This window comes from Rhizobium gallicum bv. gallicum R602sp (assembly GCF_000816845.1).
In the GTDB taxonomy this organism is placed as follows: Bacteria; Pseudomonadota; Alphaproteobacteria; order Rhizobiales; family Rhizobiaceae; genus Rhizobium; species Rhizobium gallicum.
The window spans coordinates 1,677,258-1,693,784 of sequence record NZ_CP006877.1 but is presented as its reverse complement, the minus strand read 5'-3'; the positions used below and the strand labels follow the sequence as shown (position 1 = coordinate 1,693,784).

The 16,527-nt window shown below is 62.2% G+C and carries 17 protein-coding genes; 2 read left to right on the top strand and 15 right to left on the bottom strand.

Going from position 1 to position 16,527, the window contains the following annotated elements; genetic code table 11:
- The first annotated feature begins 50 nt into the window (after nt 1-50).
- Nucleotides 51-1,484, top strand: a complete 1,434-nt coding sequence (gene trmFO, locus RGR602_RS08420) for a methylenetetrahydrofolate--tRNA-(uracil(54)-C(5))-methyltransferase (FADH(2)-oxidizing) TrmFO (protein WP_039844724.1) — start codon at nt 51-53, stop codon at nt 1,482-1,484.
- 3 nt (nt 1,485-1,487) lie between these two features.
- Here trmFO and RGR602_RS08415 read toward each other — a convergent pair whose 3' ends face one another.
- The 5 genes from RGR602_RS08415 to yajC form a co-directional block, all read right to left on the bottom strand.
- Nucleotides 1,488-1,958, bottom strand: a complete 471-nt coding sequence (locus tag RGR602_RS08415; protein ID WP_039844723.1) for a hypothetical protein — start codon at nt 1,956-1,958, stop codon at nt 1,488-1,490.
- A gap of 73 nt (nt 1,959-2,031) precedes the next feature.
- A complete protein-coding gene (locus RGR602_RS08410; RefSeq protein WP_407692043.1) occupies nt 2,032-2,868 on the bottom strand; it encodes a phytoene/squalene synthase family protein in 837 nt (278 codons plus the stop codon).
- 17 nt (nt 2,869-2,885) lie between these two features.
- Entirely contained in the window at nt 2,886-3,272 is a 387-nt protein-coding gene (locus tag RGR602_RS08405; protein WP_039844721.1) for an Mth938-like domain-containing protein, read from the bottom strand.
- Nucleotides 3,273-3,275: 3 nt separating this feature from the next.
- Nucleotides 3,276-5,807, bottom strand: a complete 2,532-nt coding sequence (gene secDF / locus RGR602_RS08400) for a protein translocase subunit SecDF (RefSeq protein WP_039844720.1) — start codon at nt 5,805-5,807, stop codon at nt 3,276-3,278.
- A 44-nt stretch (nt 5,808-5,851) separates the two neighbouring features.
- Nucleotides 5,852-6,199, bottom strand: coding sequence for a preprotein translocase subunit YajC (gene yajC, locus RGR602_RS08395; protein WP_039844719.1), 348 nt, complete (start codon nt 6,197-6,199; stop codon nt 5,852-5,854).
- A 211-nt stretch (nt 6,200-6,410) separates the two neighbouring features.
- Between yajC and RGR602_RS08390 the strand changes: the two genes are divergently transcribed.
- Nucleotides 6,411-7,283: an ATP-binding protein gene (locus RGR602_RS08390; RefSeq protein ID WP_039844718.1), complete on the top strand. Its 873-nt coding sequence runs from the start codon at nt 6,411-6,413 to the stop codon at nt 7,281-7,283.
- A gap of 76 nt (nt 7,284-7,359) precedes the next feature.
- Here the strand turns inward: RGR602_RS08390 and RGR602_RS08385 are convergent, their stop codons facing one another.
- From RGR602_RS08385 to nagZ, 10 genes are all read right to left on the bottom strand, one after another.
- Complete coding sequence (locus tag RGR602_RS08385; RefSeq protein ID WP_039844717.1) at nt 7,360-8,952, bottom strand: LysM peptidoglycan-binding domain-containing M23 family metallopeptidase; 1,593 nt, start codon at nt 8,950-8,952, stop codon at nt 7,360-7,362.
- 171 nt (nt 8,953-9,123) lie between these two features.
- Nucleotides 9,124-9,777, bottom strand: a complete 654-nt coding sequence (locus tag RGR602_RS08380; RefSeq protein WP_039844716.1) for a protein-L-isoaspartate(D-aspartate) O-methyltransferase — start codon at nt 9,775-9,777, stop codon at nt 9,124-9,126.
- 6 nt (nt 9,778-9,783) lie between these two features.
- Nucleotides 9,784-10,551, bottom strand: a complete 768-nt coding sequence (gene surE / locus RGR602_RS08375) for a 5'/3'-nucleotidase SurE (protein WP_039844715.1) — start codon at nt 10,549-10,551, stop codon at nt 9,784-9,786.
- A 4-nt stretch (nt 10,552-10,555) separates the two neighbouring features.
- Nucleotides 10,556-11,839, bottom strand: a complete 1,284-nt coding sequence (gene serS / locus RGR602_RS08370; RefSeq protein ID WP_039844714.1) for a serine--tRNA ligase — start codon at nt 11,837-11,839, stop codon at nt 10,556-10,558.
- A 101-nt stretch (nt 11,840-11,940) separates the two neighbouring features.
- A complete protein-coding gene (gene tatC, locus RGR602_RS08365; protein WP_039844713.1) occupies nt 11,941-12,768 on the bottom strand; it encodes a twin-arginine translocase subunit TatC in 828 nt (275 codons plus the stop codon).
- The gene (gene tatB, locus RGR602_RS08360; RefSeq protein WP_039844712.1) at nt 12,765-13,394 is read right to left on the bottom strand and encodes a Sec-independent protein translocase protein TatB; all 630 of its coding nucleotides are present in this window, start codon (nt 13,392-13,394) and stop codon (nt 12,765-12,767) included. The genes tatC and tatB overlap by 4 nt, the downstream gene beginning before the upstream one ends.
- 51 nt (nt 13,395-13,445) lie before the next feature.
- Complete coding sequence (locus RGR602_RS08355) at nt 13,446-13,637, bottom strand: twin-arginine translocase TatA/TatE family subunit (RefSeq protein ID WP_022715359.1); 192 nt, start codon at nt 13,635-13,637, stop codon at nt 13,446-13,448.
- Between the two features lie 187 nt (nt 13,638-13,824).
- A complete protein-coding gene (scpB, locus tag RGR602_RS08350; protein WP_052451510.1) occupies nt 13,825-14,538 on the bottom strand; it encodes an SMC-Scp complex subunit ScpB in 714 nt (237 codons plus the stop codon).
- Nucleotides 14,538-15,398 carry a segregation and condensation protein A gene (locus tag RGR602_RS08345; protein ID WP_039844710.1) on the bottom strand — a complete coding sequence of 287 codons (861 nt, stop codon included), beginning with the start codon at nt 15,396-15,398 and terminating at the stop codon, nt 14,538-14,540. The genes scpB and RGR602_RS08345 overlap by 1 nt, the downstream gene beginning before the upstream one ends.
- 20 nt (nt 15,399-15,418) lie before the next feature.
- Complete coding sequence (gene nagZ / locus RGR602_RS08340) at nt 15,419-16,432, bottom strand: beta-N-acetylhexosaminidase (protein WP_039846731.1); 1,014 nt, start codon at nt 16,430-16,432, stop codon at nt 15,419-15,421.
- Between the last annotated feature and the right edge of the window lie 95 nt (nt 16,433-16,527).

Here is a 16,527-nt window from a genome sequence, read left to right as displayed (position 1 = left end):
TTTTCACGCCGGGAGTTCCCTGTTCGCGCCGGGCGTGATATCAGCCGCGCATGAACAAGACCTCTTCCTATTCCCCTATCCACGTCGTCGGCGGTGGGCTCGCCGGCTCGGAGGCCGCATGGCAGATTGCCAATGCCGGCGTGCCGGTCGTCCTTCACGAAATGCGTGGCGTGCGCGGCACGGATGCGCACAAGACCGACGGCCTTGCGGAGCTCGTCTGCTCCAACTCCTTCCGCTCCGACGACGCGACGAGCAATGCCGTCGGCGTGATCCACGCCGAAATGCGCATGGCAGGCTCGCTCATCATGGCCTGTGCCGACAAGCATCAGGTTCCAGCGGGCGGGGCGCTCGCCGTCGATCGGGAGGCCTTTTCCGACGCCGTGACGAAGGTGATCAACGGCCATCCGCTCGTCAGCGTCGTGCGCGAGGAAGTGACCGGGCTGCCGCCGAAGGAGTGGGATCTGGCCATCGTCGCCACCGGACCGCTGACGGCGCCGTCACTGGCTGCGGCAATTCAGGAGGAAACGGGTGCGGACGCGCTTGCCTTCTTCGATGCGATTGCACCGATCGTCTATCGCGACAGCATCGACATGGATATCTGCTGGTATCAGTCGCGCTACGACAAGGTCGGTCCCGGCGGCACCGGCAAGGACTATATCAACTGCCCGATGGACGAGGAGCAGTATAATGCCTTCGTCGACGCGCTGATCGCTGGTGACACCGTCGGCTTCAAGGAGTGGGAAGGCACGCCCTATTTCGACGGCTGCTTGCCGATCGAAGTGATGGCGGAGCGCGGTCGCGAGACGCTTCGCCACGGGCCTATGAAGCCGATGGGGCTGACCAACGCGCACAACCCATCGGTCAAAGCCTATGCCGTCGTGCAGCTTCGTCAGGACAATGCGCTCGGTACGCTCTACAACATGGTCGGTTTCCAGACGAAACTGAAATACGGAGCACAGGCGGAAATCTTCCGGATGATCCCGGGCCTGCAGAACGCCGAATTCGCCCGCCTCGGCGGCCTGCACCGCAACACCTATATCAATTCGCCGACGCTGCTCGATCCGTCGCTGACCTTGAAGTCGCGGCCGGGGCTGCGGTTTGCCGGCCAGATCACCGGCTGCGAGGGCTATGTCGAAAGCGCCAGCGTCGGGCTGATGGCGGGGCGCTTCGCCGCCGCCGAACGCAAGGGCGAAGCGGTATTGCTGCCGCCGGCGACCACGGCTCTGGGTTCGCTGCTTGGCCATATCACCGGCGGGCATCTCGTCACCGACGAGGAACCGGGCAAGCGCTCCTTCCAGCCGATGAACATCAATTTCGGCCTGTTTCCGGACCTGCAGCCTGGCTCGATCGTCAAGCCGGAGGGCGTCAAGCGCTTCCGCGGCAAGGACAAGACCATCCTGAAGCGGCAGCTGATTGCCAAGCGCGCGCTTGCCGATTGCGCTGCATGGCTCGGCCAGAGCGCGCCCTTTGCAGAGAGCGCCTGAGTTTTACTGATTGTTGGCTGCCGGCCTTTCGGTCGGCGGCAGCGCAAGGTCTGCGTCGGCGACGTAATTGCCGAGCAGCCAAAGCGAAACTTCGGCTGACTCCTTGGCGGAAGCGAATTCGAAAACGCCGTTGTGATGCGGGTGATCGAGGAAATCGATGACCAGGCCCCTTCCCGTTTCCGAACTGACGACGCGCACCCTGCCCGGCTCCAGCACATGGCAGGAGAAGTGGCGGTGCATATTGCGCATGAAGCCCGCCTTGTTGTCGTGCAGTCGCACGAAAACCACCTGTCCGTCGGCCGTCGCCTGAAGCTGGCGGATCGCCTCGTGCGGGAAGGCACGATTGAATTCCAGGATCGCGAGACCAGTATCGTGAAAGCCCTCCTCATCCTTGTTCCGTGCGGCCATGCGGGTCGCGACGAAGGCCAGGAAGATCACAAGGGCAAAAATGACGGACCAGACGATCATGCTCAACGCCGTTTTCTCCGATTCAGGTCTAGCGGTTGCCCGCTTATAGTGCCCGAGCCTTGCGCGAGTTTGAACAGATTCAGATTTTCTTGCGCATCAGCGCCAGCGTCATGCCGAGCTGCCGGCGCCATTGCGGCTGTTGCAGCGATTGATCAAACAGTGCAGCGCCAGCCTTCTGCGCCTTCATGAGCATTGGCTCGGCGAGCGTCACAGGCAGGAAGGCTGGGAAAATGGCGGGCGGGAGCACGACCGCACGGGCCTTTGCGAGATGATCGCGGCCAAGACCGACGAAGGCTTCGATAGCAGCGGAAATGCGTGCCTTGTCCTTGCCCGCCAGGAAGCTATCGCGGTCGAGTCCGGTGGCGCTCAGAATTTCGAGCGGAATATAGAGCTGGCCGCGATGGCGGTGCAGCGGCATCAGCAGCAGCATGCCGGCAATAGCCTGTGCGACACCGGCATGGCCCGCGGCCTCGGCAGATTTCGCCGCCTCGTCCGCCGACAAGACGAGGCTTGCCAGCTGGATCAGCGCGGAGGCCGTCTCTCCCGCATAGCCTTCAAGTGAGGTGCGCGTTTCCATCGGATCGTCGTAGAGATCGAAGATGCGCGCATCGATCATGTCGATGAGCGTCTGGCGCGGCAGGCGGTGGGCTTCGATCGCGCTCAGCAAGGATGCGGCAACAGGATTGGCCTCGGTCGAGCCGTGGGCGGTGCCTTCCAGCAGGTCGCGCCAGTATTGCATGCGCACCTCGCCCGGCAGCGGCTCGTGCACGAGATCTCGGATGCGGGCGAGTTCGGCATTGAAGGCGTAAAGGGCTGCCAGGGCGCCGCGCTTGTCCTGCGGAGACAAAAGGCAGGCGAGATAGCGGTCGCGATCGCTGTCGCGCAGCATCGCCAGGCAGATCTCCTGGTTGCTCATCGGTTTGTCCGTCATCGTCAGACCGCGATCAGAGCCGCCGCGACGGCGCGCGATTCTGCAAGCATGATGTTGAAGGTGCGGACTGCAGCACCCGTGCTCATCGGGTCGGAGGAAATACCGCGGGCCTTCAGGGCATCCTTCAGCTCCGGCGGCAAGCGGCGAAGCTCGGTGCCTGTCCCGACGAGCAGAACCTCGATGTCATCTGCCTCATCCAGCACTCTCTGGAAACTCTCCACGGAGAGCGCCTTCGACATATCCATGTCCCAGCCGTAGATGCCGGATGGAAGGCAGAGGATGGAGCCGCGATGCGACATATCGGCAAAGCGGAAGCCGCCATTTCCGTACGTGTCGACGGGAGCGCGGCCGGGGAAATGGGCCTCGCGGATTTCGATGCCTTTAGCCATGGCTCAAACTGTGGCCTTTCCGGATTTTTCATCGGTGGCCCCATCCTCTTTCTCGTCGAAGGTCTTCGGGCGAAGCCTGAAGAGGATCAGTACCGGTGCTGCAATATAAATGGAGGAGAAGGTTCCGACGGCAACGCCGAAAAGCATGACGAGCGCGAAGGAGCGGATGACCTCGCCGCCGAAGAGGTAGAGCGCGAGCAGCGAAAGCAGCGTCGTGGCAGACGTCAGGATCGTGCGCGACAGCGTCTGGTTGATCGAGGCGTCGATCAGGATCGGTAGCGGCATCTTCCTGAAGTGCTTCAGGTTTTCGCGCATGCGGTCGTAAACGACGACGGTGTCGTTCAGCGAATAGCCGACGATCACAAGCAATGCGGCGATGCTCGTCAGATTGAATTCGATCCCGGTGACGACGAAGGAGCCGAGCGTCAGGATGACGTCATGCAGCGTCGCGATGATGGCGCCGACGGCGAACTGCCACTCGAAGCGGAACCAGATGTAGACGAGGATCGCCGCAAGCGAAGCAAGAACGCCGAGCGTCGCCGTCCTCGTCAGCTCGCCGGAAACGGCGGGGCCGACGACTTCGACGCGGCGGAAATCATACTGGTCCGCAAGCTCGCTGCGCACGAGGGTGATTGCCGACTGCTCGGCATTTTCGCCCCCGCCCTGCGCTTCAATGCGGATGATGGCGTTTGAGGCATCGCGAAGGCGCCTGGCCTGGATATCGCCTATATTCAGTTGGCTCAGCCGCGAACGGATATCCTCAAGATCGGCCGGTCCCTGCTTTGATCTCACCTCGATGACGGAGCCGCCCGTGAAATCGATGCCGAGATTCATGCCAATCGTCGTTACGGCCAGCATGGAAACGAGCGAAAGGGCGGCAAGCGCGGTGAAGCTGTAGCGGCGGATGCCCATGAATCGGATGTTCGTGCCGTCGAAGAGATCGGTGTGGACGCTCTTCGGCAGATGCTTGAAGCGGCGGTGGCGCACCCAGGCAACGACCAGCGGGCGCGTGAAGAGGAAGGCAGTGAACGCTGTCGTTAGAATGCCGATCGCAAGCGTGACTGCAAAGCCGCGAATGGCATCGCTTCCCAGATAGAAGAGGATCGCGGCGGCAATCAAGGTCGTGATATTGGCATCGACGACGGTCATAAAGGCTCTGGAATAACCTACCTCGATCGCCTGATCGAGATGCGCGCCGCCTTTGACCTCTTCGCGGATGCGTTCGTAGATCAGAACGGTGGCATCGACCGCAATGCCGATCGTCAACACGATGCCTGCAACACCCGGCAAGGTTAGCGGCGCTCCCGACAGACTGAGAACCGCAAGGATCATCATGATGTTGACCACAAGCGCAGCGCCGGCAATCACGCCGAGGATACCGTAGAACGCCACCATCAGGCCGATCACGAAAACGGCGCCGACAAACCCTGCAACGAGGCCGGAGCGGATGGATCCGGCGCCGAGACCAGGATCGATCGTCCGCTCCTCGACAATCGTCAGCGTTACGGGAAGCGCCCCGGAGCGCAAGATTGCGGCGAGGTCTTCCGTCTCCTCCTGCGAATAGTTGAGCGGTATCTCGCCCCTATTGCCGGCGACCGGTTCGCCGATATCAGGTGCGGCAATGACCTGATCGTCCAGCAGGATCGCGAGGGACCGCCCCACATTCTTCTGCGTCAGCTCGGCAAATCGCCTGGCACTCTCGGGATTAATGCGAAAGGTGAGGATCGAACTCTCTTCGTCGTTGCCAGGCTCGACCTGGAAATCGCTCAGATCGGCCGACGACAGCACTTCCGTGCGCTCTACAAGAAAGGCGTCCGGCGGGTCGTCCTGCGAATAGACGATCCGCGAGCGCGCCGGCACGGTGCCGCCCATCGCATCCTGCGGCGACATGCTGCCATCGATCAGGTGGAAGGAAAGCCGGCCATCCTGGCTCGAAAGATCCTTGAACCGCTGCGGGTCGGCGAGACCCGGCACCTGCACGGACAATCGATCTGGGCCGCGGGTTTCGATGACAGGATCGATCCCGCCTGCCTCGACGGCACGGCGGCCAACGATATCGACCGATTGTGTGAGCGCCGCCAACAGGCTTCGGCCGATCGCCTTGCCGGTGATTTGCAATGTCAGCTGGCCGTCATTGCCTTTCGAGAGCGTGACGTCGGGATCCCGGGCTCCGGTTGCCGCAGCGGTCAGCGGCGTCAGAACGCTGACGGCCCGATCGATCTGGTTCGGATCGGTGATGCGGACCTGAATGGTCTGCCCATTGCCGGCGAGGCCCGTATAGCGAATTCCTGCTTCGCGCAGCCTGCCGCGCACGCTCGCAACGGTGTTTTCGAGCCGCTTCCTGACGATGTCGGAGCGCTCCGCCTTCAGCACGATATGCGAACCGCCCTGAAGATCGAGGCCGAGGGCCACCCGCTTGTGCGGCATCCAGCCCGGCAGCCAGACGTCCGTGAAAAGATTTGGGGCGGCGCCGAGCGCCGCCACAAAGACAATGAGCCAGATCAGAACTGTTTTCCAACGGGAAAGATGGAGCATTTCAGTCTCGACACCTCTGATCCGGCTGGATCTGCCTGCCGGAATTACGCAGCGTCTGCCTTTACGGGCTCGCCCTTCACGCGAACGTCGGCGATGCCGCTGCGGACCACGCGAACGCGCACGCCATCAGCGATTTCGACTTCAAGTTCCTTGTCGTCGACGACCTTCGTTACCTTACCGACGAGGCCACCGGCCGTGACGACCTGGTCGCCGCGGCGGATCGCGCTTAAGGTTTCTGCACGCTTCTTGGCCTGGGCGCGCTGCGGGCGGATCAGCAGGAAGTACCAGACGACCATCAGCGGCACGAACAGGATGATCATTTCGAAGCCGGAGCCGAAGGGCGACGCAGCGGCATCCGGTGCGGCCTGGGCAAATGCCGGGGTGATGAACATTGATAAGCTCCTCAACTACGGGCGGCGTATATCCGCCTCTCTTTTTCGGGTGGCCGGACTATAGTTGCGGCAAGAACGAATGCAACAAAAACAGCCTGCGGGCGTACCGATTCCCCTGTCTCATAACCTTTCCGCTGTGGAAAGGCCATGCTACTGCGCGTCGAAACCCACAAGCGCGGATGCCGCGGCAGGAAATTCAGGAGGACATGCGATGGCCGAAGAATTGAACAGCGTCATCTTGCAGGAGCTGAGGCGGCTTGCCAATGCGGTCGAGCGGCTGGCAGGCCCGGCGCCCGGCGTCAACGACTGGAACGGCGCCGACTGTTTCGTCTGGTCGCCTGCCCGCACGCATCTGCAGCCCGTCGCGCGGCCGAACCGCGTTGCCTTGAAGCTCATCCGCGGCGTCGACCACGTGCGTGACATCCTGCACGAAAACACGGTGCGCTTTGCCGAGGGATTTGCCGCCAACAACGTGCTACTCTGGGGCGCGCGCGGCATGGGCAAGTCGTCGCTGGTCAAAGCCGTGCATGAGGACGTGCGGCGCGAAAGCGGCGTTTCGCTGAAGCTTGTAGAAGTGCATCGCGAGGACATTGCGAGCCTTCCGACCCTGCTTGATATCCTGAAGGAGGTGCCCCATCGCGTCATCGTTTTCTGCGACGACCTTTCCTTCGACCATGACGATACCGCCTACAAGTCGCTCAAGGCAGCGCTTGACGGCGGCATCGAAGGCCGGCCGGACAACGTGCTTTTCTACGCTACCTCCAACCGTCGCCACCTGCTGCCACGGCATATGATGGAGAACGAGCAGTCGACCGCGATCAATCCATCCGAGGCCGTCGAAGAGAAGGTATCGCTTTCCGACCGTTTCGGCCTTTGGCTCGGCTTCCACAAATGCAGCCAGGAAGACTATCTCATGATGATCGACGGCTATGCCGAGCATTTCAAGCTGACGCTCGATCGCAAGAAGATGCATGCGGAAGCGCTGGAATGGGCGACCACGCGCGGTGCGCGCTCCGGCCGTGTCGCATGGCAGTACATCCAGGATCTCGCAGGGCGCATGCGCGTCGCGCTCGCCCGCGACTGAGCCGAGCTACGGCTGCTGCAAAACGACAAAAGCCCGGCGGCCAGCCGGGCTTTTGCACTTCCCCGAGACGCTTTACCTACTCGAGGAAGGTGATCGGATTGACCGGCGAGGCGTCCTTGCGGACTTCAAAGTGGACCTGCGGTTGCTTGACGCTGCCGCTCATGCCCGAGACGGCGACGGTCTGGCCGCGCTGGATCTTCTGGCCGCGGGCGACGCTCAGCGTGTCGGCATTGCCGTAGACGGTCACCGTGCCGTCGTCGTGGCGGATGAGGACGGTGTTGCCGAGCTCCTTCAAGCCGTTACCGGCATAGATGACCACGCCGTTTTCGGCGGCCTTGATCGGCGTTCCCTGCGGCACCGAGATGTCGATACCGTCGTTGCGGCTGCCATTGACGTTCGCGCCGTAAGCGGCGATGACGGCGCCGCGCACCGGCCAGCGATATTTGCCGATGCCGGTCGATTCGGGGGCTGCGGAGGCGACATCGGACTTCTTCTCGACTTCGTCGACAGTCTGCGTTGCGACCGGCGCGTGGTAGGAGGCCGGCTGGGCGGACGCAGTTTCAACTGCGGCCGGAGCAGCAGGCTTCGGCTCGGCCTTGGCCGGGATGGACGCAGTCTTCGTCTGATCGGCGGAACTAGAACCGTTCGGGATCGCCAGTGTCTGGCCGATGCGGATCGAGCTTGCGGAAAGGTTGTTCGCAGCCTTGAGATCATCGATCTTTGTGCCGGTCGCCTTGGCAATCTTGGCCAGGGAATCGCCCGGCTTGACCGTATAAGTGCCGCCGCCTGCATTCGGGTCCTTTCCGGCACCGGCCGCAATCTTGCCCGCGGCAGCATCCGCGCTTGCCTGCGACTTGTCGCGAGCAGCGTTTGCGCCCGGCAACACCGCGAGGTTCTGGTCCGGCGTCTTCGACGGCTGCGGAAGCTTACCGGTCTTGGAAAGGTCGGCGGCCTGCGCGGAAGCCTTGGCAGCATTCCTGCCGCCGTTGAAGGTCGGGATGAGGATCGTTTCGCCCGGCTTGATGGCAGCGGCCGACTTCATGTTGTTGACGCGGAGGATTTCCTTTTCGGGAACGCCGTAGCGGTTGGCCAGCGTTGCCAGATTTTCGCCCGGACGCACCAACACAGTAGGCGCGTTGGCCGCCGACCATCCGGACACCTTCGGAGTCGTGCCCGTCGTCATCGGATCGGGCGCAGCCAGCTTCGGAGCAGCCTGCCTCTGGCGGGGAGCCTGCGAGCCGGAGGAAGCTGCCGGGAACGGCTGCGCCATGGCGATCTGCTTTTCGCGCGACGGCGCCGGGGATGCGCCCGTCGGCGCGGCAAGTTCGGTGCGCTGGACAGAAACCGGGGCGGACGCAAGGCGCGCGCTGGAGCTTGTCGTTCCGGTCGCCGCCGGATAAGGCTGGTTCAATGCGTCATTGCTGGCACTATATGAGGGCTGCGCCATTCCGGACTGAAGATCGGCGCTCGGGACCGGATCCCCCTGCGAGCCACTCATGTTCCGCCTCGGTACAGAACCGGTCGTCATCTGATCCTGGCCCGACCCGGCAAAGAGGCCGCCGAAGCGGGTCACATCCGAACTGCAGCCCGTTGCGGTGCTTGCCAGCAAGGTAATAAACAAGAGATTGCCGGCCGGCTTTCCGAACTTTGGCGAAACGCTAAAACGCATGACTCGACCCACTCATAACTCAACCATTCGTGTGTATATTAAAGCGCGTTAGTGTTACCACCCGGTTAAAGCGCTGGAATCAGTGCGATTTTTTTGAGGAATTGATAACCATAGTTTTGCGGGTGAGAAATCATAGCCGCCGGACACACTGGAAATGCTCGCAAAATGGCTTCAGAGCTGGGAAGCCAATCTCGGCACGATGGGCAAATAAGGCACGTCGAAAAGCTCGTCGCGCTCGAAGCGGCTGCCGGTCTTCGTCAGCCGGACCATGCGGCACTGGTCCTCGGAGATCATCAGCGGCGCAATCATCGAACCGCCGGAGACGAGCTGGTCCGCATAAAAGCGCGGCATGGAATTGAATGCGGCCGTCACCAGGATGCGGTCGAAAGTCCCCTCGCCCTGCAGGCCGTTGCTGCCGTCGGCTTGCCGCACGACGATGCTGCGAAGGCCGAGCTGATCCATGCGCCGCTGCGCATTGGCCGTCAGCGTCTTGTAGCGGTCGATCGTCAGCACGCGCTCGGCGATGCGGCCGATGACAGCTGCGGTGAAGCCGCTGCCGGTACCCACTTCGAGCACACGCTGACCGGGCTTGACCTTCAGAAGATGCAGGATGCGGACGGCAAGATCGACGCCTTCCAGGAACGAGCCGCACTCGATCGGGATCGTCCGGGTGGAATAGGCGTCGTCGGAAAATTGCGGCGGCACGAAAAGCGAGCGCGGCGTCTGCTCGACGGCAGTCAGGAGATCGATGTCTGAGATACCCTCCGCCCGCAGCCTCAAGACGAGCGCCGCAAAACCTTCCTTCTCGACCAGCCGTGCCGTCAAAACGTCCTACTCCGTACCTGAAAGCGCCCGCGCCACGCGGTCCTTCACGGAATAATCGGTTAGATCCAGTTTCAAAGGTGTTACCGAAATTTTATTATGCTTCAGCGCGTGAATATCCGTGCCCTCTGCAAAGGCGCCGCCACGCTCGCCGAACTTCAGCCAATAATATGGCAAGCCGCGGCCGTCGGAGCGCGCATCAATCTGCAGGTTGAAGGCGAGCTTGCCCTGGGCTGTGACTTCGGCACCCTGAACATCGGCCGGACGGCAGTTCGGGAAGTTGAGGTTGAGGAAAGTGCCTTCCGGCAGGTCGACCGTCATCAGCCTGTCGAGTAGCGCCGGCGCATGGGCCTCGGCGACCTCCCACGGCACGATGCGCGCGCCGTCGGAATAGCTATAGGCCTGGCTCAGCGCAAAGGAGCGCACGCCTTGCATCGTGCCTTCGATCGCGCCGGCGATGGTGCCCGAATAGGTGACATCGTCGGCGACGTTCGAGCCTGAATTGACGCCGGAAAGCACGAGGTCAGGCTTGATGTCCATCACCTGCTTGATGCCCATGATGACGCAATCCGTCGGCGTGCCGCGGAGCGCGAAATGCTTGTCGGCCACCTGACGCAGACGAAGCGGCTCCGAAAGGCTCAGCGAATGAGCCAGGCCGCTCTGATCCGTTTCCGGCGCGACGATCCAGACATCGTCCGAAAGGGTGCGCGCAATCCGCTCAAGTGCCGCGAGACCTTCGGCATGGATGCCGTCGTCATTGGTGAGCAGAATGCGCATCGCTTCAGGCCGCCCGTTCGATCTTCGTCAAACCGCCCATATAGGGCAGCAGCGCGTCGGGGATAGTCACCGAGCCGTCCTCGTTCAGGTAGTTTTCGAGCACTGCGATCAGGCAGCGGCCGACGGCGGTGCCGGAGCCGTTCAGCGTGTGAACGAACTTCGTGCTCTTGTCATCCTTGCCGCGATAGCGCGCATTCATGCGCCGCGCCTGGAAATCGCCGCAGACCGAGCAGGACGAGATTTCGCGATAGGCGTTTTGCCCCGGCAGCCAGACCTCGATATCGTAGGTCTTGCGCGAGCCGAAGCCCATGTCACCGGTGCAGAGCGTCATCGTGCGGAAATGCAGGCCGAGGCGCTTCAGCACTTCTTCGGCGCAGGCCGTCATGCGTTCATGCTCGGCGATCGAGCTCTCGGCATCGGTGATCGACACGAGTTCGCACTTCCAGAACTGGTGCTGGCGCAGCATGCCGCGCGTATCGCGCCCTGCCGAACCTGCCTCAGAACGGAAAGACGGGGTCAGCGCGGTGAAGCGGAGGGGCAGCTTTTCCTGCTCGAGAATCTCACCCGAGACCAGATTGGTCAGCGTTACTTCAGCCGTCGGGATCAGCCAGCGACCGTCAGTCGTCCTGAAGAGGTCTTCCGCGAACTTTGGAAGCTGTGCGGTGCCGAACACGGCCTCGTCGCGCACCATCAGCGGCGAGCTGACTTCGCTATAGCCATGTTCCGTCGTGTGGAGGTCGATCATGAACTGACCGAGCGCGCGCTCGAGCCTCGCAAGCGGTCCTGTCAGCACGGTGAAGCGCGAACCGGAAAGCTTGGCGGCACGTTCGAAATCCATGTAGCCAAGGGTTTCGCCGATTTCGAAATGTTCCTTCGGCGTGTGGTTCCAGCGCGGCTTTTCGCCGACCGTGCGAGCGATGACGTTGTCGCGCTCGTCCTTGCCGACCGGTACGTCGTCGAGCGGCACGTTCGCAATGCGCGCCAGCGCGTCGTTGAGCTCGGCCGTCAGCTGGCGGTCTTCCTCTTCGGCCGCCGGCAGCGAAACCTTCATCTCGGCGACTTCGGCCTTCAGCTTTTCGGCAAGCTCGCTGTTCTTCTGCGCCATCGCCGCGCCAATTTCCCTGGAGGCGGCGTTGCGGCGGGACTGCAGGTCCTGCACCCTCTGTACGGCGGAACGGCGCTTCTCATCGAGAGCTATGAGGCTTTGGGCCAAGGGCTCCGCACCGCGCTTGGCCAGTGCTTCATCGAGCGCCTCGGGATTCTCACGGATCCATTTGATATCGAGCATTGTCGTTCCGGGTCGTTACGAAGGACATGACCCGGCCAAAGCCTGACCGGGCCTCGACCGGATATTTTGCATGCGTTCAGGAGGGAATTTCGGAGAACCGCTCAAACGCTGTCCGTCTTGGCAACGTCCGCAGACCCGTCCGCCTCTTCGACCGCCTGCCGGGAACGCTGGCGCTCCACGAGTCGCGCAGCGTAGATGGCAATCTCGTAGAGAAGGATCGTCGGCAGTGCAAGGCCGATCTGGGACATCGGATCGGGCGGCGTCAGCACGGCGGCGACGACGAAGGCGAGCACGATCGCAAACTTGCGCTTCTCGGCAAGCCACTGCGAGGTGAGAAGGCCGACGCGCGCAAGCAGGGTCGTGACGACCGGAAGCTGGAACACGAGACCGAAGGAGAAGACGAGCGTCATGATGAGGCTCAGATATTCCGAAACCTTCGGCAACAGCGAGATCGCGACATCGCCCTCGCCCGGCGCCTGCTGCATGGTCAGGAAGAACCACATGACCATCGGCGTGAAGAAGAAATAGACGAGTGCGCCTCCAAGCAGAAACAGGACCGGCGATGCGATCAGGAACGGCAGGAAGGCCGCACGCTCGTTCTTGTAGAGGCCGGGGGCGACGAACTTGTAGATTTGCGCGGCAATGATTGGGAAGGCGATCACAAGGCCGCCGAACATCGCGACCTTCACCTGCGTGAAGAAGAACTCCTGCGGAGCCGTATAGATGAGCTGTGCCTTCGTTACATCGAGGCCGGCCCAGCTGACTGCCCATTTGTAAGGGTAAACCAGGGCATTGAAGAGATGCTTGGCGAAGAAGAAGCAGACGATAAAGGCGACGAAAAACGCGCCGATCGCCCAGATCAGCCGCGTGCGCAGCTCCATCAGGTGCTCGATCAACGGCTGCGGCTTGTCTTCGATATCACCGCTCATGCCTCGTCCTTTTTCCTGGTCGCCGTCTTCTTCGCAGCGGCTGCAGTCTTCTTTGCCAAAGCAGGCTTTGCTGGCGCAGCCTTTGTTGCTGCGGCCGGTTCTTTCGCGGCGGCGGCGGTCTTTGCAGCAGGAGCAGCCCCGGTTGCAGCCGCAGGCAGCGCCTTTTCGGCGGCAGCGCGCGGCTTGCGCACGGCCTTCGGCTTTTCGGCGACGGCTGGTGCGGGGCCCGCTTCTAGAGCCGGCGCAACGACAGGCGGCGTTTCGGGCAGGCTCATCGACGGCGCCGGCACGGTAACCGGCGGCGCTTCGGTCTTGTTTTCGACCGCCGTTGCCTTCTGCAGGTCGGCCTTGATGTCGTTGCCCATCTGGCGAAGCGGGTTCATCGCCTCGCGCAGGCTGTTTGCCGGATTAAGCCGCTGCGCATCGCTGATCGTCTGACGTACGTCATCGAGATCCGCCTCCCGCAACGCCTCGTCGAACTGGGCGCGGAATTCGCCGGCGACCTTGCGGGCACGCTGCGTCATCTTGCCGAAAGCGCGCAGCATCGGCGGCAGATCCTTCGGACCGACGACGACGATCAACACGACCGCGATGACAAGCAACTCGGTCCAGCCAATATCGAACATTCAAGGCTCCTGGAGGGGAAGCGGGGCAAAAGCCACCCGTTCCCGGACTTGTTACTTCGGTTCGTCGGCCTTGTGATCGACGGTTTTCGCCGTGTCCGGCGCTTCTTCGTCGTTGATGCCCTTCTTGAAGCTCTTGATGCCCTTGGCAACGTCGCCCATGAGCTCCGGAATCTTACCGCGGCCGAACAGCAACAGCACGATGACCAGAACGATCAACCAGTGCCACATGCTAAAAGAACCCATTACGCATACTCCCTGTTGCGATCTTTCTTCGATGTAAGAGTTTCCGACATCGTTTCCAATATCGAAACTCCCCTTGAATTGACGCTTAATGTCACGGCTTCGCCCATAATGACAAGTCGTCCGGGTATCGAATTATAGTGATCTCTATTGTTTTCGTCGTCGGTGTCAAAACAAAGACCGGATGACACTAATCTTCAGAGGCGCCGCCGGGCGCGAGAAGACCCAATTCCTCAAGGTCCAACTGCGTGATCGGATCCTCGTCCTCGGTCAGTTCGTCGCTCATCAAGGGCGATGGGATGTTGAAATTCGCGGGAATGCGGCCGGAAAGAAGGCCGGCGCCCTTCAGCTCCTCCAACCCGGGCAGGTCGCGAAGTTCCTCGAGGCCGAAATGGTCAAGGAAATCGCGGGTCGTGCCGAGCGTCACCGGCCGGCCGGGCGTGCGCCGGCGGCCGCGGAAGCGCACCCAGCCTGCTTCCATCAGCACGTCCAGCGTGCCGCGTGAGGTTTGCACGCCGCGGATATCTTCGATCTCGGCGCGGGTGACCGGCTGGTGATAGGCAATGATCGCCAGAACCTCAAGGGCGGTACGCGACAGCTTCTTGACTTCGTTGTCGTCGCGGCGGATGACGAAGGAGAGATCGGCGGCTGTGCGAAAGGCCCAGGCATCATCCACCTGGACAAGGTTGACGCCGCGCGGCGCATACTGCTCCTTGAGCCGGAGCATGACGGCGCGAACGCTGAAATTTCTCGGCAAGCGATCGGCGATGAAGGCTTCGGAAACCGGCTGCGAGGAAGCAAAGACCAACGCCTCGGCGATGCGCTCGGCTTCCATCTCCGCCTGGAAATTCTCGTGGAAAGCGCCCTCGCCTTCACCGCGGCCGATATCGTCTCTGGAATCCATCAAGCGGGCCTCTCCTGCTCGACGACCTGCAGGGTCGCATGCTTCGGTCCCCGGCGCATATAGAGCGGCTCGAAGGCGGCGTCCTGGCGGATCTCCAGCTTGCCCTCGCGTACGAGTTCCAGCGAGGCGGCAAAGGCGCTGGCGATTGCCGTGACGCGCTCTTCCGGCGATGCCAGATAACGCAGAAGGTAATGCTCCAGCACAGTCCAGCCGCCGATGTCGCCAATCATGCGGGTCAGCAGTTCGCGGGCATCGGTCAGGGACCAGACGGTGCGGCGCGCGATCGTGACCTGGGTCACGGCCTGGCGCTGGCGGAGCGACGCATAGGCGGTCAGGAGATCGTAAAGGCTTGCCTCGTACGCGGATTTTTGCCGGTCCGGAATATGCTCAGGCGCCCCGCGGGCAAAGATATCACGGCCGAGACGGTTTCGGTTGACGAGCCCGCTTGCAGCCTCGCGCATGGCTTCGAGGCGTTTCAGGCGGAAGGCAAGCGTTGCGGCCATCTCCTCGCCGGAGGGACCGTCGTCCTTGACCTGCTGCGGGATCAGCAGGCGGGACTTGAGATAGGCGAGCCATGCCGCCATCACGAGATAATCGGCGGCAAGCTCGATGCGGATGCGGCGGGCGGTTTCGATGAACTGCAGATACTGCTCGGCAAGCGCCAGCACCGAAATGCGCGAAAGATCGACCTTCTGGTTGCGGGCGAGGTAGAGGAGGAGATCGAGCGGGCCTTCGAAGCCGGCGACGTCGATCACCAGCGCCGGCTCATGGCTCGCGCGGTCGGCACCATTGTCCTGCCAAAGCTTGTCCATCGGCGTTGCCGCCGCCTGTGTCCACTCTGTGCCTTTGACCGTGTTCACCTCTGCCTCTCTTCCATCGCTCAGACGGTTGCGAACATTCCGTCGAATTCGGCGCGGATCGCCGCCTCGTCCGCCTGGTCGACTTTTGGGAAGCCCGCCAGCACGGCATTTGCCCGCTCCAGCGCGGCATGCGCCAATACCGGCGTGTTTGCCACGACCTGCCGCATCTCGTCCATATGGCCGTTGCAATGCAGCACGATATCGCATCCGCCTGCAATGATATTTGCAGCCCGCTCGCTAATTGTCCCAGCCAAGGCGTTCATCGACGTATCATCGGAAAGCAACAGGCCCTTGAAACCGATGCGCTTTCGGATCACGCCGTCGATCACCTTGCTGGAGGTCGTCGCCGGATTGTCCGGATCGATCGCCGTAAAGACGACGTGGCAGGTCATTGCCGCAAGCTCGTCCCTCATGGCGATGAAGGGGGGGAAGTCGTGCGCTTCCAGTTCATCGCGCGAGACCGTGACGACCGGCAGTTCGTGGTGGGAATCGGCAAAGCCGCGGCCGTGGCCCGGGATATGCTTCATCACCGGCAGCACCCCGCCGGCCTTCAGCCCCTCGGCCGCGGCACGCCCCATATCGGCGACGGTTTTCGGATCTCCGCCATAGGCACGGTTGCCGATGACGCTGCTGCTGCCTTCGACCGGTACGTCGAGAACAGGCAGGCAATCGACATTGATGCCGAATTTGAGAAGATCAAAGGCGTGCAACCGCGACATCAGCCATGCCGCGCGCAACCCCTGCTCGCGATTGCGCCGGTAGATATCCCCGAGCGCCTGGCCGGAGGGATAGTGCTGCAGGATCGGCGGGCGGATGCGCTGTACGCGACCACCTTCCTGATCAATCAGCACCGGCGCGTGCCAGCCGACGCTTTCGCGCATTTCGGCGACGAGACCGGCGATTTGCTGCGGTTCGGAGATATTGCGGCCGAAGAGGATGAAGCCCCAGGGCCGCTCAGCCTTGTAGAAGGCTTTTTCTTCAGGGGTGAGTGACAGGCCGCTACAGCCCAGGATCATCGCTTTTGATTCGTTCATATCCGAATCATAGAGGCCTGTTGGGGAATTGCGAGTAAGGTCAATCGCCATTCACAGGAAAGCAGCACACAAAAAAGCGGCGGGACATGCCCGCC